Below are 20,207 nucleotides of genomic sequence, written 5' to 3' on the forward strand. Positions count from 1 at the left end.
CCGTCTGGCAACCCGACGCTGACCAAAAGCCCAGGGACCACGCTGCCGGCTCCTGGGGTTAAGAAACACATCGGAGGGGTGCTCCGAGCCGATGTGTGACCTGTCGCTAAGATTTCCAGCGGCAAGGATATGGGGCGTGTGTGCGTGGGCAATTTCCGCCTGCGGTGTAGTGAGTTTGTCTGGGGGGTCAGTATGTTGACCAAAGATATGCGAATTTTAATCGCGTCGCGGCGCCGGTACGGCGTTCGCCCTGTGGTCTTCATCTCATTCAAGACAAAAAAGAGACCGATCAGGCGGCCCTGTACGGAGGGTTTCACCTGTCTGAACGGTTATTAGAGGGGACGGAATACCAATGACGATTCCACATTCCTTGGCCCGCGCGGCCAGAAATGCCGTCGAAACATCGGCAATGCTGCGCGAACGCTCAAGGGCAAATCCAAGGCCAAAAGCGCAACTGCGGCGCTATGAGGTCAGTTCCTTGATGCCAAACGGAGATGTTTCGCAAACGCGCCATATCGCCCCGGCACTGTCGATGTTCGAAGACGCCTTTTGCGCCTTTACGCGTGGATCGCTGGTTGAAACGGAAACTGGTCCACTAGCGATCGAAGATCTGTTGCCGGGCAATACCGTTCTGACGCAGGACGGAAGTTCGCAGACCGTGTTGTGGAAGGGATCTGTGACCCTGATTCCGGGCCGCGAAGATTCGCGGGGTCGGACACGACCGCTGACTCGGATCATGGCGGACACATTCGGAATGCAAAAACCGATGTCCGGCGTCATTGCGGGACCCGCTGCGCGCTTGCTGGGTACGCCCGCGCACATGCGGCATCTGCACGGGGGCAGTGAAATTCTGACTCCGGTCCATGAGTTCCAAGACGGCATGAGCGTGATCGAAACGCTGCCGCCGACACCGATCGAGCTGTTTCACATCTGCCTGAAGCGCCATTCGGTCATCAAAGTCGACGGCCTGCAATTTGAATCTTACCATCCCGGCATCAACGCCGTGCGCCAGGTAAGCCACTCGCTACGGTCGATTTATCTGAACCTGTTCGCACACATCGAATCACCAAACGACTTTGGCCCGCTGATTCTGCCGCGCGCCGGTGACGGAGAGATAGATGCGATCACGGCCTGATACCCGATGATAACTGCAATGTGGGGGCATTATGCAGCTGATAATTAGTTGGATTCTAACCTTGACGGTCGCAGCTTTTCTGCCGCCGTCAAAACCGCAAAGCAAACGGATGATGTTTACGCCGTCCGGCTCATTCGTTCTTCGAGAACATCGAAGGGAACGCCGGGCTCGTCTTTTGCGCCGCGGATAACAAGCGACGTTTTGACACTGGCCACGTTTGGTGTGGTCAACAGTTCGCCCGTCAGAAACTGCTGAAAACTGCTCAGATCGGGGGCGACACATTTCAGGATAAAGTCCACTTCGCCATTCAACATGTGGCATTCACGGACCAAGGGCCATTCGCGGCAGCGTTCCTCGAACGCATTGAGCTCGGTTTCCGCCTGGCTTTCCAGCCCCACCATGGCAAAGACCTGAACCTCGAACCCCAGTTCGCGCGCGTTCACGTCGGCATGATAACCGCGGATAAATCCAGATTCCTCAAGTGTACGCACACGCCGCAGGCACGGCGGCGCGGAAATTCCCACACGTTTTGCCAGCTCGACGTTGGTCATACGACCGTCGGCCTGCAATTCTGCCAGAATCTTTCGGTCAATCTCATCCAGCCGTATCGCGACCATGAAATGCTCCTAGTTTTTCGGTTGTTATATCAGCACCCGATCAATGCGCAATTATCTTTCGTACATGCGCAATATTCCACATTTTCAATGTCCTTTAATTTGGGCACTCTTCCCCGGATGCATAGCGGGTAGACGAAACGAAGGGGGTTTAAGCCCTGCGCGGCGGTCGCTATATCCATCCGTCAGGGGCTATGCGCCCGCATCAGGCAGATCGAGTTGGGGGTACCATGGCCGAAACACGACACACCAAGGTTTTGATCATCGGATCGGGACCGGCCGGTTATACGGCCGGCGTCTACGCCAGCCGCGCAATGCTGGAGCCTATTCTAGTTCAGGGGATCGAACCCGGTGGCCAACTGACCACGACCACGGATGTCGAAAACTACCCCGGCTTCACTGAAGTTCAGGGCCCCGACCTGATGATCAAGATGCAGGATCACGCCAAGGCGATGGGCTGTGAAGTCATTGGCGATATCATTAGCGACCTGGATGTCAGCAAACGCCCATTCACCGCAAAGGGTGATAATGGCACGACGTACACTGCCGATGCCGTTATTCTGGCCACCGGCGCACGCGCCAAATGGTTGGGCCTGCCCTCAGAAGAGAAATTCAAGGGGTTTGGCGTTTCGGCCTGTGCCACCTGCGACGGTTTTTTCTATCGCGGGCAGGAAATCGTGGTGATCGGCGGCGGCAACACCGCAGTCGAAGAGGCGTTGTTCCTGACCAATTTCGCCAGCAAGGTCACTCTGATTCACCGCCGGGATGAATTGCGGGCCGAGAAAATTCTGCAGGACCGTCTGCTGAAGAACGAAAAGATAGAACCACTTTGGTTCCACGAACTGGACGAAGTGATCGGGACTGACGCCCCGCTGGGTGTCGAAGGCGTGCGTGTCAAAAACGTAAAAACCGGCGAGATCACAGAAATCCCGTGTAAGGGTGTCTTCGTTGCCATCGGTCACGCCCCGGCCAACGAACTGGTCAAGGATTCGCTGGAAACCCATATGGGTGGCTATGTCGTGACCAAGCCGGGCACCACCGAAACCTCGGTGCCGGGGATTTTCGCGGCTGGCGACCTGACCGACCACGTTTATCGCCAGGCCGTGACCAGCGCTGGCATGGGCTGCATGGCCGCTCTGGACGCCGAGCGTTTTCTGGCCGAGCAGGAGTAATCCGGTGCTGGAATTTTCCGGCCCGGTCTGGAGAATTCTGTTTCTGTCGCAAATGGACGCCCCTCTGACCCCCGCGCGGGCACCCGAGGGGCGTTTTCATTATTCGGGACAGACAGCTCTGTATGCCTCGCTCAGCGCAGAAGGTGCCGGCGTCGCCATTCGGCGATATGTCTCGCCCAGCGACCTGCCGAGGGTCATACAACAAGCGCACATAACCGGCGCAAAGCTATTCGACTTGCGAGGGCAGAGCGACGCGTCGATCGTCTGGCAAGGCATTCACGAAGAGCAGGGCACCTCTCCGACATGGCGATACTCTGACCGGGCCAGAGACGCGGGCGCTGACGGGTTGCTTTACAGCTCGCGTTCACGCCCGGAACTCAGCCATATCGTCTTGTTCGATACCTCTCCTGCCCTCATCCGCGTAGATGCGCCTGCACAAACTTGGGTGCCGCCCTATTCGCAACGTGCGCTTGACCGCTAAGCTGCCACGTATCAGACTCGGATTACGGCGAGACAGATGCAGGTGACCTGATTGAAAAGTGTTCTTTGGCAAGGCAGCTGGGCGACCCGGCTGAGGATCGGCAGCGGTCTGATTCTGTTTGCCTTTGCGTTCTTTCACTTCATCAACATCGGTCTGGGTCTGTTCCATACCGATTACCTACACGACATGCAGGATGCCCGGCACGTCATCACTCGCCACGATATTGGCAGTGTGATCCTATATGCCGCGCTGTTCATACACGCAGGGCTGGCGCTGTATTCGATCAGCCAGCGCCGGACATTGCGGATGCCGTTCAGCACCGGATTGCAGGTTATTCTGGGGCTGTTGATCCCGCTGCAATTGATCTCGCACATTGTCCAGACACGCTATGCCAACACGGTCTACGATGTGAATGACGAGATGGGGTACATCATCGTTCTGATGTGGCCCAGCTATGCGGTCTGGTTGCAAAGCCTGCTTTTGTTGGTGGTGTGGGTACATGGCTGTATCGGGCTGCACATGTGGTTAAGGCTGACCCGCTGGTGGTCCAATACTGTGCCTTATCTGATTGGCGTGGCGGTGTTCATTCCGACATTTGCCCTCACCGGATTGTTGACGGAAGGGCGCCGGATCTGGGCCGATTTTGCAGACCCATTTTTACGTGAGCAATATATTGAGCATTACAACTGGCCTTCTCCCGAAGAATTCCAGGCCCTCTTCAGTGTAAAAGACAATGCGCTGATGGCCTTCTGGCTGGCTTTGGGCGCAACTATGGCCGTATTTGTGATCCGCAAACTTTGGCGTCGCAGGCATTCTGTGCGCGTCAAATACCTTGAAGGCCCAGAAGTCGTTGCAGAAAAGGGCATGACCCTGCTTGAGATTTCACAGGCCAATGGAATTCCGCACACCGCTTTGTGTGGTGGCAAGGGCCGATGCACGACCTGCCGTGTGATTGTCGAAGATGGCGCGGATCAATTGCCCGAGCCCAGCGACATCGAAGCGCGTAGCCTTGCGGCCGTCAGCGCACCGGAAGGAGCGCGTCTGGCTTGCCAAATCCGCCCGACCGAACCGATCACGGCCTTTCGCATGTTCCGTCCGGATGGCGCGCGGCACCGGGCACATGCAAGCCAGGGTCAGGAACGGCAATTGGCGGTGCTGTTTCTGGACATGCGCGGCTTTACCTCGCGCACAGCTGGTCAGTTGCCCTATGATATCGTTTTCCTGCTGAACCGCTTTTTCGATGCCATCGTTCCGGCAATTACGGCCGAGGGCGGCGTGGTCGACAAATACATGGGAGATGGCCTACTGGCGGTTTTCGAAACGGCCGACGCCCAAAGCTCGGCCCGCGCTGGGATGAAGGCCGCCACAGATATCAGTCTTGCGCTGAAACGGTTCAACCAGCAGTTGGAAACCGAAGGCAGCCCTCGGATTCGCATTGGAATGGGCTTGCATCTTGGAGATTTGGTGCTGGGCGAGATCGGCGCCGCCGGCCATGCCGCTCGCACGATCATCGGTGACACGGTCAACGTCGCCAGCCGATTGGAAGCTGAAACCAAAAAGCTGGGCTGCGAACTTCTGGTCTCGGAAGAGTTGTTGCTGGCTGCAGGATATGAGGGCGACATGCGGCAGGTTCAGTGCTTCGAGCTGCGCGGCGTGACGTGCCCGATTCCCGCCCTGCCCGTCCAGAACGCTGCAGACCTGATCACAAGTGTCGCCGCATAGGAACACTCTCTCTCGAACCGGGCGCATTGTTGCCCATCCCAGGGACCAGCTTCGCCAATTTCTACAGAAACAGGAATATCCTTCCATTCCGCGGAAAAACCGCGCATATCGTCCTTTGTTTAACCACACTATATGGACTTCAAGCAAAAGCCGGGGCAAACGCCCTTTAAACAACGGCAAAACAGCACTTTGACAAGAGTATTCCAATGACAATGTTAAGTAATCTGGCCCCGATCTCCGAACTGTATGTCTCGTACGACTCGGCGCAGAAACTGAAGGTGGAAGCCGCCGATCTGACCAGCTGGGATCTGAGCCCGCGTCAGATCTGTGACCTGGAATTGCTGATGAATGGCGGGTTCAATCCGCTCAAAGGGTTCCTCAGCGAGGCGGACTACGACAACGTTGTCGAGAACATGCGGCTGGCTGACGGCACCCTGTGGCCGATGCCCATCACACTGGATGTCGACGAGGCATTTGCCGACACCATCGAGCTAGGTCAGGACATCGCGTTGCGCGACCAGGAAGGCGTCATTCTGGGCACCATGACCGTTACCGACCGCTGGACCCCGGACAAGGCGCGCGAGGCCGAAAAGGTCTTTGGCGCGAATGACGAAGCCCACCCGGCGGTAAACTACCTGCACAACGTCGCGGGCAAGGTGTATCTGGGTGGCCCCGTGGTCGGCATCCAACAACCCGTCCACTACGACTTCCGCGCTCGTCGTGATACTCCGAACGAACTTCGTGCCTATTTCCGCAAGGTCGGTTGGCGCCGCATCGTCGCGTTCCAGACCCGTAACCCGCTGCACCGTGCGCACCAGGAACTGACCTTCCGCGCCGCCAAAGAAGCGCAGGCCAACCTGTTGATCCATCCGGTCGTGGGCATGACCAAACCGGGCGATGTGGACCACTTCACCCGCGTACGCTGCTACGAGGCGGTGCTGGACAAATACCCGGCCTCGACCACATCGATGTCGCTGCTGAATCTGGCAATGCGCATGGCTGGCCCGCGCGAGGCGGTTTGGCACGGGCTGATCCGCGCAAACCACGGCTGCACCCACTTTATTGTCGGGCGTGACCATGCCGGTCCGGGCAAAAACAGCCAGGGCGAAGATTTTTATGGCCCCTATGATGCGCAAGACCTGTTCCGCCAGTATCAGGACGAAATCGGCATCGAGATGGTCGATTTCAAACACATGGTCTACGTCCAGGAACGCGCCCAGTATGAGCCGAATGATGAAATCCATGACAAGGACAACGTCACCATCCTGAACATCTCGGGAACCGAGCTCCGCCGCCGTCTGCGCGAAGGGCTGGAAATCCCCGAGTGGTTCTCATTCCCCGAAGTTGTGCAGGAACTGCGCAATCGCTTCCCGCCGCGTTCGCAGCAAGGGTTCACCGTGTTCTTCACGGGCTTCTCGGGTTCGGGGAAATCGACCATTGCCAACGCTTTGATGGTCAAGCTGATGGAAACGGGCGATCGTCCGGTTACCTTGCTGGATGGTGATATCGTTCGAAAAAACCTGTCATCCGAGCTTGGCTTCTCCAAAGAACACCGCGACTTGAACATTCGCCGCATCGGCTACGTGGCCAGCGAAATCACCAAGAACGGCGGTATCGCGATCTGCGCGCCCATCGCGCCTTATGCGACCACTCGCCGCGCAGTTCGTGAAGAGATCGAACAGTTCGGCGCATTCTGCGAGGTTCACGTGGCCACCAGCCTTGAGGAATGCGAACGCCGTGACCGCAAAGGTCTGTACAAGCTGGCGCGCGAAGGCAAGATCAAAGAGTTCACCGGCATCTCGGACCCGTACGATGTGCCTGAGGCCCCTGAGTTGAGCGTTGAGACCGAGAACGTCGAGGTCGACAACTGCGCCCACCAGGTCCTCTTGAAACTGGAAAGCATGGGTCTGATTGCGGCATCGTAAGTCAGCCCTGACTTCAACAAACAAAGCGGCCTTCGGTGGCCGCTTTTTTGTGCCGGATTGACAAGCGCGCCCTGCCTTGCTGCAAATACGGGAACAGTTCAAAGCGCAAAGTGCCCATGACCCGAGACCTGCCTGCAATCGCCAGTTTCTGGTTCGGATCAGACCTGAGCTGGCTCGAGGCGCTGTGCATTCAATCCTATCTCGACAACGGCCACCGGTTCATTCTGTATACCGCGCAGGACATCAAGGGCGTTCCCAACGGCGTCGAGATACGTCCTGCGGGCGACATCCTCTGGCCAGCACCGTTTGAACTCCGCGTTGAGGACAGGCAAGGGGTTGCGGTGTTTTCCGACATCTTCCGGCTGCGGCTCATGCAAAAGACGCAGTTCATCTGGGTCGATCTGGATGCCTATTGCGTGAAACCCTTCGCGTTCTCATCGCCATACGTTTTCGGTTGCTCGCATGCAGGGAACTATCCCAACGGTGTGCTGCGCCTGCCTGAGAACTCGGAAACACTGGCCCTGACGTATGAATTTGTGACGTCGGCCAACCCCACCCAACCCTGGCGGGGCGGCAGGTTGTATCGCCGCAATCGCCGACGTATCCGAAACGGCGAAACCTGGGGCATCGAGTCCCTTCCATGGGGCAGTTCAGGCCCCAAAGCGTTAGAGTTCTTTTTGCGACAAACCGGCGAAGAGAGCCACGCGATGCATGCCGGTGTATTCTATCCATTGGCGACCGAGGATTTGTGGAAACTGCACGACCCGCGCATTCTGACGACCGAAATCGAACGCGACGCGGTTCATTCGGTCCATGTTTATGGGCACCAGAAAAAACTGTTGGCGAACAAAGCTGCCGGACTGCCCGTCGTGGGATCCTATCTGCACCGGCTCTGCGAACGCCACGGTGTCGAACCTTCGGCCAGTCCGATCCTGCCCGTCGGATGGCTGGCGCCTCGGCCAGCGGGCCGCTAGGTCGAGTTTATCTGGTCCCTCAATGTGCGCACCGCTCGGCCTTCAAAGTCGCCGTATTCAGCCGCCTTGTCCTGAACGGCCTTCAGGTGCGGCAGCCGCTGGTTATAGTCGTCTGCGGATAAGCCGTTGATTGCCTGCCGAATATCGGCCTCGGACTCGCACAGGATCATGCCCCCGGTATCCATGAAATCACCAATGTTCGGGCAACCCCAATAGATTGGAACCGTCGAACAAAGGATCGCGTCCGTCAGCTTTTCCGAGAAATAGTTCTTCTCACGCACATTCTCGATAACCACCGAATAACGATACGGGGCCAGACCGTCGGACTTGCGATCAAACGGCGTATAGCCGCGGCCCATGATATCCACGTCAGCGGTCGATTTACGCACCCAGTCTATTACGGAATGACGCAGTTGATGCCCTTCGAGATCGCGTTTGGCCGAAGCGATCAGCGAACAGGATTTGGTCTTTTCATCATTTAGGTCACGCCATTCCGGAACCATCGTGACTCCGTAGGGCAAAAACACCGCGTTCGGGATACTCTGCAGCAACGCGTCGTGGAAGGTCATCACCCGAAAGAACCGCCGCCACGTATAGCGCAGCATCCGATCATGCTTGGCATGGATGGCGGATGGCTCACCCATCATCAGTGAAATCTGCGCACGGGTTCCCCGGCGCAGACGCAGATGCACGGTCGAATTGGGATACATGATCAGGTGATCGGTGCGTTCCAGATCGCCAACCGTTTTGTCTGTTAGCCGACCCGGGCACCCTTCGGGCCAGATCAACTCGGATACGGGAACCGAGGACAGTTTTGGCCCCAGACGGTGCCCATAGGGCAGGATGGCGATCGCGGCTTTGGTCATTGCAGTTGCTCAGGCAGGTCGACCTGACCGCGCATCAGGACAAAGCCGCGGCCTGCAACCTTGATACCAGCCATTGCATCCGCTGGCCCGACACGCGTGACGGTCGCCTGACCAGGACGGCACATGTCATGGCCTTGCTCGGCGGTAAAAGTATCCTTTGGCATCAACCCGTACTTCCAAAGATAGGCCGCCATGGCTCCGGTGGCGGATCCGGTGAACGGATCTTCGGGCGGGTTGGGTGGCAACATCAGCAGGCGCGAGAAAGTGTCACCCGCCTCGGTCGCACCTTTCAGTGTAACAAGGAAGGGCTCGGCCATGTCCGATCCGGAATATCCTCCGGCTTCGATCACCTTACGCAAAGGTTCTTCGGCCAGCTTCGCGGCGCGCAACGCTTCGTGATCGCGCAGCAGGGTGACGCAGAATGGCAACCCAGTAGAAACCATCTGCGGCGGCGAAATGATCGCGCTTTCAGGCAGGCCGATGGCTGCGGCAACCAAATCGGCGGGAACCACGGTGCCGAATTGCGGCGCGATCTGCGTCATCTCGATCTCATTGCCGTTCAGTCGGATCGACACGATCCCCGCCCCTGTCTCCAGCGTCAGCGCATCGCCCTGAACCAGTCCGCGTGACTGCATAGCCGCGACAGTTGCGATAGTCGGGTGTCCGGCAAAAGGGATTTCACGGCTGGCAAGAAAGTAACGCACACGGATGTCGGCGACGTCCGAGGGCCCGGTGAATGTGCATTCAACTAACGAGGTCTCGCGCACATAGGCGGTACAGACATCTTCGGGCAGAACGGCTCCGCCATGGACTACGGCGCAACCGTTACCGCCAAAAGCGCGGTCGCTGAAGGCGTCCACCCAGTCATATTCAAACCAGCTCATTTATGGTGCCTCCGCCCTGCGAACCTTTTTTGGTTCGCATATCTCACCCGCTGGGCGGCAGATGTCACGGGAAAATCGCGGAAAGCGGGGCCGTTTCAGTGAACGGCCACTGGTGAGAAGTCGTGTTCGCGTGCCAGAACGAAGGCCAGCTTGCGGTCGGCGACCAGCGCCAGTTGCTGACCATCAGAGTCGTGCACGGCATAGAGCTGGTCCAGATCACCGGCCTGTTCGCGCACTTCGCGCGGCAGGTCAGCAACGTCGACCGCTTTTACGTATACGATCCGGTCGCCTTCGGCGTTGATTTCAATCTGTGTATTCATTGCTCTTACCCCTTTCGTATATTGATTGTCTGAACCACGGTTTCCGGCACGGCACGGGTCAGGTCCACATGAAGCAGACCGTTTTCCATGATCGCCTCGCCCACCTCGACACCGTCGGCCAGCACGAACATGCGCTGGAACTGACGCGCCGCGATGCCGCGATGCAGAAAGATACGCCCCTCGCTGTCGTCGCGTTGACGACCCCGGATCACCAGCTGGCGATCCTCGATGGTAATCGACAGGTCCTCTTCCGCAAAACCGGCCACTGCCAGCGTGATGCGATAGGAAAAATCCGAGGTCTGTTCGATGTTATAGGGCGGGTATCCTTCGTTGCCAGCCTTTGCAGACCGTTCCAGAAGGCGCTCCAACTGCTCGAACCCAAGAAGATGCGGGTATGAGCCAAGAGTAAGTTTTGACACGTATTCTCGTCCTTTATTGCCAAAGCGACGTGTGGTGCGGCCCCGTTCTGGCAACCGCGTACGATAGAATATGGGAATATGCGGGGATGTCCACAAGGTCTGGCCGGATAAACCCTGACACACTATCTTGTGTGGAAAGCACCACAATAAAGACCGAGTCGCCCATGAACGCGCCCACTGATATTTCGATGAAAACAGATGAAGTTCTGCGGGTAGAGCTTGAGGTCTTTCGGCGTCAGCACCGCGATCTGGACGAAGCGATCGAGGCGTTGCAGGCTAAAGGCACATCCGATCAGCTGACCATCAAAAGGCTAAAAAAGCAGAAACTGCGCCTGAAAGACATTATTCGCCTGATCGAAGATCGCCTGACCCCGGATATCATCGCCTGAATCCCTTGTACCGCATTGCCAGACAGGCCGATTTGGCTATAGTGCGCGCTCTTTCGGAAGGCAGGGGCGCAAGCGGATGAGCGATGTGAAAGTGGGGATCATCATGGGCAGCCAGTCGGACTGGCCCACGATGAAAGAAGCCGCAGATATTCTGGACGAACTGGGCATTGCGTATGAAAAGCGCATCGTTTCGGCCCACCGCACGCCTGATCGTTTGTGGGACTACGGCAAGACCGCCGTTCAACGCGGCTTGCACGTCATAATTGCGGGCGCTGGTGGTGCTGCGCATCTGCCAGGAATGATGGCGTCGAAGACGCGCGTGCCAGTAATCGGCGTACCCGTCCAGACGCGCGCCCTGTCCGGTGTCGATTCGCTTTATTCCATTGTGCAGATGCCGAAGGGCTTCCCTGTGGCGACCATGGCAATTGGGTCCGCCGGCGGTGCAAATGCCGGTCTGATGGCGGCCGGCATCCTAGCCTTGCAGGACGCGGCGCTGGCCGACCGGCTGGACGCATGGCGTGAGGCCCTGTCAGCTTCGATCCCCCAGGAACCGCAGGAATGAGCCGGATCGGCTTCATCGGTACCGGACATATTGCGGCGCCTATCGCGCGTTTTTTGGCGACCAAAGGCCACGACATTGCCGTGACCGAACGAAACAGCGATGTGTCTGCTGAACTAAAGGCCGAAATCGGCGTCACCGTAGCCACGCCCCAAGCGGTTATCGATGTCTCAGAGATCGTGTTCCTGTGTCTGCGCCCTCAAATCGCGGCAGAGGTCCTGGAGCCGCTTAGGTTTCAAGCGGATCAGCAAATCGTATCCGTAATGGCGGCTGTATCCGCCGATCAACTTTCTACTCTGTGCTCGCCAGCGACAGATTTCGTGCAAACAATTCCGCTGGGTTTTCTTCAGCAAGGCGGGTGTCCGCTAGCAGCCTTTGGCAACGACGTTCTGCTGGCCGAGTTGTTCGAACCCCAGAACCCGGTCGTGAAAGTAAACGATGAGGCAGCGCTGAACGCGCATTTTGCGATCTGTGCGATGGTTCCCGGCATTCTGGACGTGATGGCCACCGGCGCAGAGTGGTTGGCAGCACAAACCGGCGACGCGGACGCGTCGGAATTCTACACAACGCAGCTGTTGTCCGGTTTTCTAAGCACGATGCAGACTGGGAAGGCTGGTCGTCTGGCCGAAGAGCGCGACGCGCTGGCGACGGATGGAACGCTCAGCCTTCAGATGACGCAGGCATTGCATGCGGGCAAAGCGCATGATGCGCTGCGCTCGGCCCTGGAGGCGATTGGGAAAAGGTTGGAGACAGACTGATGACAAACATGCTCGCTCCGGGTGCGCGAATTGGGATTCTGGGCGGTGGTCAATTGGGCCGGATGCTGTCGGTGGCAGCCTCTCGGCTGGGCTTTGCGACCCATATCTTCGAGCCCGGCGCCAACCCGCCCGCTGCTCAGGTGGCTGATCAGGTGACCACTGCGGCTTACGACGATGCGGACGCGCTGAAGGCGTTTGCCGAGTCCGTTGATGTCATCACCTATGAATTCGAGAACATCCCGACCGAGGCGCTGGATCTGCTCGAATCCCACCGCCCCATCCGACCGGGACGTGAGGCGTTGCGTGTCAGTCAGGACCGGCTGACCGAGAAGAACTTTCTGGCCGGTCTGGGCCTGAAGACCGCTCCGTTTGCGGACATTACGCATCTGGACAGCCTGACGGCAGCGATTGACCAAATTGGCACACCGGCAATCCTGAAGACACGTCGTTTTGGCTATGACGGCAAGGGACAGGCCCGGTTTCGCAGTCCCGAGGATGCCGAGGCGGCCTTGGCAGACATGGCCGGAGCGCCTGCAATCCTCGAAGGGTTCGTAAATTTCAGCCATGAGGTATCGGTCATTGCCGCCCGAGGCGTTGACGGTCAGGTGGCTTGTTTCGACCCCGGTGAAAACGTGCACCGCGATGGTATCCTGCACACGACAACCGTCCCTGCCCGCCTTGCCCCGGCGCAGCGAACCGATGCCGTGCTGCTGGCTGCCAATATCCTGAACGCGCTGGACTATGTCGGCGTGATGGGGGTTGAGTTGTTCGTGACACCGCAGGGCCTGATCGTGAACGAGATTGCGCCACGTGTACACAACTCGGGCCACTGGACGCAGAACGGCTGTGCGGTGGATCAGTTCGAGCAGCACATCCGCGCGGTGGCTGGATGGCCACTGGGCGATGGGCAACGTCACTCTGACGTCGTTATGGAGAACCTGATCGGAAACGATATGGATCGCGTACCGGAGCTGGCCCGGGAGCGTGACGTCGCCCTACACCTATATGGTAAAGCCGAAGTCAAGGCAGGTCGCAAGATGGGGCACTTCAACCGCGTCTCGCGGTGAATTAGCCCACGAACCGCGCGGCGATATCGCCAGACATAAAGCTGACCCGCCCGCCTGAAAGCGTGGCGGCGACGCGGTGGGATTTTGCATCGAGGATCACCACATCCGCGCGTTGCCCGGGCGCAAGCGTTCCTCTGTCCTGCATGCCCAGAACCCGCGCCGGGCCAGACGAAAGCAGTGCCCACGCCCCTGCCAGATCCATCAAACCCGATTTGGCCAGCAATAGTGCTGCTCGTCGCGGACTGGGATAGTGATAGTCAGACGCCAGAGCATCGCACAATCCCATCGTGATCAGGTCGAGAGCACTGACATTGCCTTTGTGCGATCCCCCACGAACAACGTTGGGTGACCCCAGAATGATATGATCTCCGGCGGCACGCGCGGCCTCTGCCGCCTCAAGCGTTTCGGGAAATTCGGCAATCTGAGCCCCACGTGCCCGCCATTCGGCGCGGGTTTTGGCGGTTGAGTCATCATGGCTGCCCATGCGGACACCCTGTTCCGCCAATGACCTGCAAAGTGCGTCCAAAGCAGCCGGGACCTCGTCCCGGCGGGCATGCATGGACAGCAACATCTCAAAATGCACTTCCGGATTTCGACCGGCCTTGAGCGCTTGCCCCGTCAGGCGCGGCGGTTTACGGCCTTCGGCAAGCCGGTCATGAGGCAGGTGGTCGTTGAACACGACGTAGGGCACCTGCCAAGCGGCGATACGATCGGGCAAGTCCGGGTAGTCGTCCAGCATATGGGTTTCGAACCGCAATTGCGGAAGCAGATCGGTCACGACGCGATCTTTGACCGACGCGATCGCATCGAATACCTGTCCCGCGAATTCGGGGCCGCGTACACCGCCTTCCCAACTATGGAACTGAGCCAGAACCGCGGTTGTGATACCATTGGCGGCCAGCTCTGCTTCGACCGCCAGAATGCCCTCATCCATCTGCTTCATCGCGCCTCGTCGCGGAGCGATGTGGCGTTCGAACCCGTCCCCATGCAGATCAATGATTCCTGGCAAGACCAGATAACCTGAAAGGTCTACCTTGCGCTCCGCACCATCGGCCTGCACGACACCTTCGGCAAAAGACAAGTCTGCACGCGTCAGGCCTTGGTCCGGCAGCAGAACCTCTGCGCCGGTCAGCGTCAGGGTGAGTGAAGTCATTGAGAGGGCTCCGAAGCGGGTTCCGAGCAATCCTGCCCGATGCAAATTTCGTCGATGATATCCATCACGCCATCCAGCCAGGTGATCTGCGGATCGAACTGTCCGAACTCAATGAAGTGCAACGCCTGCGCCATCACGCGAGGGTTGTTCATCATGAATGTATGGGTCACGGGCAAAACGATGTGGTCTGCCATCCCCTCGACCTTGGTGGTTTCCACCGAAACTTTCCCGTCATCCGACCCATCGATCATCGAGGAAAACAACGGGTTCAGCGAATTCTCCCCCGCGATCACCCCCAGTTCGAAGTCGACAGGCGGCAGTTGCCTCGGGATTCCTTCGGGGCCCGTTCCCAGCGCCAGACCGGCGGGGCCGTGCAGCATGCCGAACACCTCATACGCACCAAGCTCGTCCACCAACTGGCTGCCCTGATTGGGCGGCCCCAGCATGACAACGCGGCCCAGATTGTCAGGATGGTTGTCCTGCATCCAATAGCGCAACAGAATACCACCCATCGAATGTGCTATCACGTTCACAGTGTCGTCCCCGCATTCCGCAAAGGCATGAGGCAGGGTCTGCGTCGCCAGTTCCGGAATGGGCAGGTCAGTTGACGGATAGCCCGGTCGAACAACAGTGTAGCCGTGCGCCTTGAACAGTTGCTCCATGACGGTAAAGGATGCCTCGGTCCGAGCCAGCCCGTGCAGCAGCACGACGCATTTCGCGTGCGCGAGGGTCGGAGCCAATATCAGAAAGAGGGCGAGAAAATAGCGCATATCCGCCAGATAAGGACAAAAGACGCCCGAATAAACCCCTAGCGCGGGGTCGCTCGCAGAACGGCCAGCGCAATCCCGCCCAGAACCAGTGCGGCACCCAAGAACAAGCGCAGGCTGGCGGTTTCGCCAAGCAGGATAATACCGGCGACAATGGCGATGATCGGAACGCTGAGTTGTACGACTGCAGCCGTTGTGGGGGTCAACTGCCGCAAGACGCGATACCAAAGCGCATAACCCAATCCCGAGGTGATGCCACCCGACAGCGCGGACAGAACGCACCCACTGGCCGTCATGTTCCAGACCCCGCCGGTCGCCAGCAAGGCCAGCGCTGTCATGGGTAGCGCGACGACGAAATTGGCGGCCGTCCCGGACAACGCGTCCGGCTCGGACTTGCCAACAAGCGAATAGACCCCCCAGCCCACACCCGCAGCAATCATCAACGCGGCCCCAACCAGGTTGACCTGCACCGCCCCGGACGGCCACAGCACGTAAGCCAGGCCTAATAAAGCGATCGCCGCACCCGCGATCTGCCGACTGGTCGGCATAACACCTGTGATCGACACCACCGTGAACATCGTGATCTGCACCACCGCAAACAGGATCAGCGCACCCAGACCGGCATCCAGGGTCAGATAGGCGACCGAGAACCCGATCATGTACAAGGACAAAGATCCTGCGCCCGCAATTCTGCGGTGGTTAATCAAGGGCAGATGCCCCCCTCTCAGGAAAACCAGCCCGGCCAGAACCACGGCCCCAGCCAGAACGCGCACAACGGCAAAGGTCATGGGATCACTGGCACCGCTGTCTATCGCAAGACGGTTCAGGATTGAGTTGGCCGCAAAGGCGCACATCGTAAGTGAGGTGAGTAGAAGCAGTCTCATATCAGCCGCATAGTGGTTTCACTGTTCCTTGGACACTCACATTCCTGCGCGAGACTTGAAACACAAAAAACGGGGCCGCCTGAAGGCGACCCCGCTGAACTGTGTTGGGGCTTTCCCTTTCGGCAGCCTGGCCTGGCGGCCAAGCGCCTGTCGGTATCAGCAGAATTTCCTGACGGAAATTCGCCGTTCTTACATCATGCCGCCCATGCCGCCCATGTCGGGCATGCCGCCAGCGGCAGGTGCGTCTTTCTGCGGCTTGTCGGCAACCATCGCTTCGGTGGTGACCAGCAGGCCAGCAACCGATGCCGCATCTTCCAGAGCGGTACGGACAACTTTGGCCGGGTCGATCACGCCGAACGAGAACATGTCGCCATACTCTTCGGTCTGTGCGTTAAAGCCGAATGCTGCGTCAGCGGATTCACGGACTTTGCCAGCAACAACCGCACCGTCGACACCTGCGTTCTCAGCGATCTGGCGCAGCGGCGCTTCGATTGCCTTACGAACGATGTTGATGCCTGCGTCCTGATCAGCGTTTGCACCCTTCAGATCTTCCAGTGCTTTACCGGCCTGAACCAGGGCAACACCACCGCCGACAACAACGCCTTCCTGAACAGCAGCGCGAGTTGCGTTCAGAGCATCGTCCACACGGTCCTTACGCTCTTTCACTTCAACTTCGGTCATGCCGCCGACGCGGATAACGGCAACACCGCCTGCCAGTTTGGCAACGCGCTCTTGCAGTTTCTCACGGTCGTAGTCCGACGAGGTTTCTTCGATCTGAGTGCGGATCTGAGCAACACGTGCTTCGATCTCGGCTTTCTCGCCAGCACCGTCGACGATGGTGGTTTCGTCTTTGGTGATTTCGATTTTCTTGGCGGTGCCCAGCATGTCCATGGTGACGGACTCGAGCTTCATGCCCAGATCTTCCGAGATGACCTGACCACCGGTCAGGATCGCGATGTCCTGCAGCATGGCTTTGCGGCGATCACCGAAGCCCGGTGCTTTGACAGCAGCAATTTTCAGGCCGCCGCGCAGTTTGTTGACAACCAGAGTTGCCAGCGCTTCGCCTTCAACATCCTCGGCAATGATCAGCAGCGGCTTTTGCGACTGGATCACCTGCTCGAGCAGCGGAACCATCGGCTGCAGCGAGGACAGTTTCTTTTCGTGCAGCAGGATCATGCAGTCGTCGAGCTCTGCGATCATCTTGTCTGCGTTGGTGACGAAGTAAGGCGACAGGTAGCCACGGTCGAACTGCATACCTTCGACAACATCTGTCTCGGTTTCCAGACCTTTGTTTTCTTCGACGGTGATGACGCCTTCGTTGCCAACCTTCTGCATCGCGTCTGCGATCTGCTGGCCAATTTCGGCTTCGCCGTTGGCCGAAATGGTGCCAACCTGAGCAACTTCTGCCGAGTCTTTGACTTCGCGCGAAGCCGACTTGATGCCTTCAACAACCTTGGCAGTTGCCAGGTCGATGCCGCGCTTCAGGTCCATCGGGTTCAGGCCCGCTGCAACCTGCTTCAGACCTTCTTTGACGATGGCCTGTGCCAGAACGGTTGCGGTGGTGGTACCGTCGCCTGCTTCGTCATTGGTGCGGCTGGCGACTTCTTTCACCATCTGCGCGCCCATGTTTTCGAACTTGTCTTCCAGTTCGATTTCCTTGGCAACCGAAACACCGTCTTTGGTGATGCGCGGCGCGCCGAAGGATTTGTCCAGAACCACGTTGCGGCCTTTGGGGCCCAGGGTCACTTTAACCGCGTCAGCCAGGATGTTGACACCCTTCAGCATACGGTTGCGGGCATCGGTGTCGAACTTGACGTCCTTTGCAGCCATGTCGTTTCTCCTTGAGAAAATGTATTGGAAAGAAGATCAGAGAAGCGCGCGGGCCTACTCGATGATCCCCATGATGTCGCTTTCTTTCATCATCAGCAGCTCTTCGCCGCCGACGTTGACCTCGGTGCCCGACCATTTGCCGAACAGGATCTTGTCGCCAGCTTTTACAGCCATTGCGATCAGTTCGCCGCTGTCCTTGCGTGCGCCTTCGCCAGTTGCGACGACTTCGCCTTCGCTGGGCTTTTCTTTTGCGCTATCGGGAATGATCAGACCACCAGCGGTTTTTTCGTCGCTTTCGGTACGGCGAACCAGCACGCGGTCATGAAGCGGTTTCAATGCCATCTTTGCAGCTCCTTGGGCTCAAAGTTTGTTTATCCTCCCCTCGCCATCTGGCGAGGCGTTAGCACTCAAGGGTAGAGAGTGATAACGACGAATAGCTAGGGGGTCAGAAACCCCGAGTCAACAAGCTGTGATGGATTTTTTTTTACAGCGGGGCTCAGCTGATCTCTTCCCAGCTATAAGCCCAGTGTTTCAAGCCTTCCTGCCCGGTGCCGGTCAGGCAATAGACGCCCTTTTCAACCTTCTCAAACCAACCGTAGTGATTGTCCCGCATCAAACGCGTAGCCCCGGACACACCAGTCGCCTTGGCAACCTCTGATCCCTTGGTGGCTCCGCATTCAGCCAGATGGGCAGCACATTTCAGGGCATCCTGACGATAGGCCGTCACAATCCCATGCCGGGTGGCCCCTCCGGCATTGGGGTCGCCCTGCAACCGGTCGAATTCGCGCAGCAGCCTCGCGGCTTTTGCCTTGTTCTTGCGTGGCGCATAGGGTCCGGGGTCACATTGGACTTCGACCGCACCATCACTTCGCACGGTGATCAGCCCAAGGCCAAGCCTGCGGCACAGCGCCAAATTATCCTTCAGCGCGCGCCGCGCGGTTCGACCCTTTGGCTTGCACACGCCGATATAGACCAGGTCGGTCACCTTGAGCCGCGTGACGGCCTGATGAAACAGCGCAAGTGAGAACCGCAGCTTCAACTCAACAATCACCGGTTCACCGCCATCGCGAAAAGCAACGATATCGGCTGCGCCGACTTCGCCTTTGACGGTGTATCCCTGACGCTCTAGCAGCGCCTTGATCGGAGGGTATAAATCCTGCTCGCGGTTCATCCTGCCATGCTATGCAAATTTGCCGCGAACGCCAGACATCACCTGTGAGCGGGTTGAACAGGTAGCCGGACCAAGGCAATGTCGCGACAACACTTATGGTTCCGGGATAATCTTGATGCGCCTGATTGCACTATTGATTTGTCTTCTGCTGCCCGTTTCGGTTCAGGCCGCATGCGAAGGGCGCGACCTTCGCGCGGATCTGACGGCCGAGGAACGGGCTGAACTGCATCAGGCGGTGGCGGGCATCCCGTTTCCCGAAGGCAACCACTGGATCGCAACCAAGGGCGAAACGGTATTGCACCTGATCGGGACGCTGCACACCAATGACCCGCGGATGGACGCCGTGGTGGAAGGCCTGATGCCGACGCTGAAACAGGCTGACGCGTTTTTCTTTGAGGTCACACAGGACGAGATGGACGCGTTCGAAAAGGACCTGGCTGTAGATATGAGCCCCGTGATGATCACTTCGGGCCCGTCTCTTATCGATCTGATGTCCGATGATGACTGGGCCGCCCTATCCAGCGGGCTGGCCGACCGGGGTATTCCCGGATGGATGGCGGCCAAGATGCGGCCCTGGTTTCTGAGCATGATGCTGGGTATCCCGCCTTGCATGATGCATGACCCTGACGCGAACCATGGGATGGATGCACGCCTGAACGATCTGGCAATCGAACTTGGCACCCCTCAATACTCGCTTGAACAGATTGCCGATTTGATGGCCATGTTCGACAGCCACCCCATCGAAGAGCAGGTCCAGTCTCTTGTGCGGATGGCCGGTGCGTTAGGCGGCAGCGAGGATCAACTAGCCACGATGGTAAATGCCTATCTGGAAGAAAAGCACGTCGAAATCATCCAGCTTGCCCGATTGCAGGGGCTGGAAGAGTCTGGCCTTTCTCCGGACGTTTTCGACGAGGAATGGAACGGCTTCGAGCAGCAACTGCTGGTCGAGCGCAACAACAACTGGATGCAGCACATTCTGGACATTAAGGATCAGACCGTCGTGATCGCTGTTGGTGCCGGGCACCTGGGGGATACACACGGGTTGCTGAACCAGTTGCAGCAGGCAGGGTATTCCCTGTCGCGCGCTCCGTTCTGATCTTTCAGCCAAAGTCAGACC

General features: G+C 58.3%; 22 protein-coding genes. 11 read left to right on the plus strand and 11 right to left on the minus strand.

What is annotated here, in order from left to right:
• Nucleotides 1-352: 352 nt before the first annotated feature.
• Nucleotides 353-1,135, plus strand: coding sequence for a Hint domain-containing protein (locus tag ACR0AA_RS04740; protein WP_480662238.1), 783 nt, complete (start codon nucleotides 353-355; stop codon nucleotides 1,133-1,135).
• Between the two features lie 116 nt (nucleotides 1,136-1,251).
• Here ACR0AA_RS04740 and ACR0AA_RS04745 read toward each other — a convergent pair whose 3' ends face one another.
• Entirely contained in the window at nucleotides 1,252-1,752 is a 501-nt protein-coding gene (locus ACR0AA_RS04745) for an Lrp/AsnC family transcriptional regulator (RefSeq protein ID WP_480662236.1), read from the minus strand.
• A gap of 227 nt (nucleotides 1,753-1,979) precedes the next feature.
• Between ACR0AA_RS04745 and trxB the strand changes: the two genes are divergently transcribed.
• From trxB to ACR0AA_RS04770, 5 genes are all read left to right on the plus strand, one after another.
• Nucleotides 1,980-2,921, plus strand: a complete 942-nt coding sequence (gene trxB / locus ACR0AA_RS04750; RefSeq protein WP_480662235.1) for a thioredoxin-disulfide reductase — start codon at nucleotides 1,980-1,982, stop codon at nucleotides 2,919-2,921.
• 4 nt (nucleotides 2,922-2,925) lie between these two features.
• Nucleotides 2,926-3,402, plus strand: a complete 477-nt coding sequence (locus ACR0AA_RS04755) for an RES family NAD+ phosphorylase (protein ID WP_480755539.1) — start codon at nucleotides 2,926-2,928, stop codon at nucleotides 3,400-3,402.
• A 51-nt stretch (nucleotides 3,403-3,453) separates the two neighbouring features.
• Nucleotides 3,454-5,124 carry an adenylate/guanylate cyclase domain-containing protein gene (locus tag ACR0AA_RS04760; protein ID WP_480662231.1) on the plus strand — a complete coding sequence of 557 codons (1,671 nt, stop codon included), beginning with the start codon at nucleotides 3,454-3,456 and terminating at the stop codon, nucleotides 5,122-5,124.
• Nucleotides 5,125-5,330: 206 nt separating this feature from the next.
• Complete coding sequence (locus ACR0AA_RS04765; RefSeq protein ID WP_480662229.1) at nucleotides 5,331-7,049, plus strand: bifunctional sulfate adenylyltransferase/adenylylsulfate kinase; 1,719 nt, start codon at nucleotides 5,331-5,333, stop codon at nucleotides 7,047-7,049.
• Nucleotides 7,050-7,165: 116 nt separating this feature from the next.
• Nucleotides 7,166-8,023 (plus strand): hypothetical protein, encoded by an 858-nt coding sequence (locus tag ACR0AA_RS04770; protein WP_480662227.1) that lies wholly within the window; start codon nucleotides 7,166-7,168, stop codon nucleotides 8,021-8,023.
• On the opposite strand, the gene ACR0AA_RS04775 is transcribed toward ACR0AA_RS04770, so the two are convergent.
• The 4 genes from ACR0AA_RS04775 to ACR0AA_RS04790 all read right to left on the minus strand — a co-directional run bounded on the left by ACR0AA_RS04775 (nucleotide 8,020) and on the right by ACR0AA_RS04790 (nucleotide 10,512).
• Nucleotides 8,020-8,889 carry a glycosyltransferase family 10 domain-containing protein gene (locus ACR0AA_RS04775; protein ID WP_480755540.1) on the minus strand — a complete coding sequence of 290 codons (870 nt, stop codon included), beginning with the start codon at nucleotides 8,887-8,889 and terminating at the stop codon, nucleotides 8,020-8,022. The genes ACR0AA_RS04770 and ACR0AA_RS04775 overlap by 4 nt on opposite strands.
• Nucleotides 8,886-9,773 carry a PhzF family phenazine biosynthesis protein gene (locus tag ACR0AA_RS04780; RefSeq protein WP_480755541.1) on the minus strand — a complete coding sequence of 296 codons (888 nt, stop codon included), beginning with the start codon at nucleotides 9,771-9,773 and terminating at the stop codon, nucleotides 8,886-8,888. Before ACR0AA_RS04780 ends, ACR0AA_RS04775 begins: the two co-directional genes overlap by 4 nt.
• A 95-nt stretch (nucleotides 9,774-9,868) precedes the next feature.
• Nucleotides 9,869-10,093, minus strand: a complete 225-nt coding sequence (locus ACR0AA_RS04785) for a DUF1150 family protein (RefSeq protein WP_239337440.1) — start codon at nucleotides 10,091-10,093, stop codon at nucleotides 9,869-9,871.
• 5 nt (nucleotides 10,094-10,098) lie between these two features.
• Entirely contained in the window at nucleotides 10,099-10,512 is a 414-nt protein-coding gene (locus ACR0AA_RS04790) for an Hsp20 family protein (RefSeq protein WP_058275530.1), read from the minus strand.
• A 164-nt stretch (nucleotides 10,513-10,676) separates the two neighbouring features.
• On the opposite strand from ACR0AA_RS04790, the gene ACR0AA_RS04795 reads away from it, so the two are divergent.
• The 4 genes from ACR0AA_RS04795 to ACR0AA_RS04810 all read left to right on the plus strand — a co-directional run bounded on the left by ACR0AA_RS04795 (nucleotide 10,677) and on the right by ACR0AA_RS04810 (nucleotide 13,285).
• Nucleotides 10,677-10,901 (plus strand): YdcH family protein, encoded by a 225-nt coding sequence (locus tag ACR0AA_RS04795; RefSeq protein ID WP_170478426.1) that lies wholly within the window; start codon nucleotides 10,677-10,679, stop codon nucleotides 10,899-10,901.
• A 76-nt stretch (nucleotides 10,902-10,977) separates the two neighbouring features.
• Entirely contained in the window at nucleotides 10,978-11,463 is a 486-nt protein-coding gene (gene purE, locus ACR0AA_RS04800) for a 5-(carboxyamino)imidazole ribonucleotide mutase (RefSeq protein ID WP_480755542.1), read from the plus strand.
• Complete coding sequence (locus ACR0AA_RS04805) at nucleotides 11,460-12,218, plus strand: NAD(P)-binding domain-containing protein (RefSeq protein ID WP_480755543.1); 759 nt, start codon at nucleotides 11,460-11,462, stop codon at nucleotides 12,216-12,218. The genes purE and ACR0AA_RS04805 overlap by 4 nt, the downstream gene beginning before the upstream one ends.
• Nucleotides 12,218-13,285 carry a 5-(carboxyamino)imidazole ribonucleotide synthase gene (locus tag ACR0AA_RS04810; RefSeq protein ID WP_480755544.1) on the plus strand — a complete coding sequence of 356 codons (1,068 nt, stop codon included), beginning with the start codon at nucleotides 12,218-12,220 and terminating at the stop codon, nucleotides 13,283-13,285. Before ACR0AA_RS04805 ends, ACR0AA_RS04810 begins: the two co-directional genes overlap by 1 nt.
• Before the next feature lies 1 nt (nucleotide 13,286).
• On the opposite strand, the gene ACR0AA_RS04815 is transcribed toward ACR0AA_RS04810, so the two are convergent.
• From ACR0AA_RS04815 to ACR0AA_RS04840, 6 genes are all read right to left on the minus strand, one after another.
• On the minus strand, nucleotides 13,287-14,438 hold the full coding sequence (locus tag ACR0AA_RS04815) for an alpha-D-ribose 1-methylphosphonate 5-triphosphate diphosphatase (protein ID WP_480662215.1): 1,152 nt from the start codon (nucleotides 14,436-14,438) through the stop codon (nucleotides 13,287-13,289).
• Nucleotides 14,435-15,208: an alpha/beta fold hydrolase gene (locus tag ACR0AA_RS04820; protein ID WP_480662213.1), complete on the minus strand. Its 774-nt coding sequence runs from the start codon at nucleotides 15,206-15,208 to the stop codon at nucleotides 14,435-14,437. Before ACR0AA_RS04820 ends, ACR0AA_RS04815 begins: the two co-directional genes overlap by 4 nt.
• 38 nt (nucleotides 15,209-15,246) lie before the next feature.
• Nucleotides 15,247-16,089, minus strand: a complete 843-nt coding sequence (locus ACR0AA_RS04825; RefSeq protein ID WP_480755545.1) for a DMT family transporter — start codon at nucleotides 16,087-16,089, stop codon at nucleotides 15,247-15,249.
• Nucleotides 16,090-16,278: 189 nt separating this feature from the next.
• Nucleotides 16,279-17,919, minus strand: a complete 1,641-nt coding sequence (gene groL, locus ACR0AA_RS04830) for a chaperonin GroEL (RefSeq protein ID WP_480662209.1) — start codon at nucleotides 17,917-17,919, stop codon at nucleotides 16,279-16,281.
• A gap of 54 nt (nucleotides 17,920-17,973) precedes the next feature.
• Nucleotides 17,974-18,261 (minus strand): co-chaperone GroES, encoded by a 288-nt coding sequence (locus ACR0AA_RS04835; protein ID WP_008757222.1) that lies wholly within the window; start codon nucleotides 18,259-18,261, stop codon nucleotides 17,974-17,976.
• Nucleotides 18,262-18,415: 154 nt separating this feature from the next.
• A complete protein-coding gene (locus ACR0AA_RS04840; protein ID WP_480662207.1) occupies nucleotides 18,416-19,090 on the minus strand; it encodes a DUF2161 domain-containing phosphodiesterase in 675 nt (224 codons plus the stop codon).
• A 115-nt stretch (nucleotides 19,091-19,205) separates the two neighbouring features.
• Between ACR0AA_RS04840 and ACR0AA_RS04845 the strand changes: the two genes are divergently transcribed.
• Entirely contained in the window at nucleotides 19,206-20,186 is a 981-nt protein-coding gene (locus ACR0AA_RS04845; protein ID WP_480755546.1) for a TraB/GumN family protein, read from the plus strand.
• The last annotated feature ends 21 nt before the right edge of the window (nucleotides 20,187-20,207 follow it).

It is taken from the genome of Ruegeria sp. CE8, from assembly GCF_056537465.1.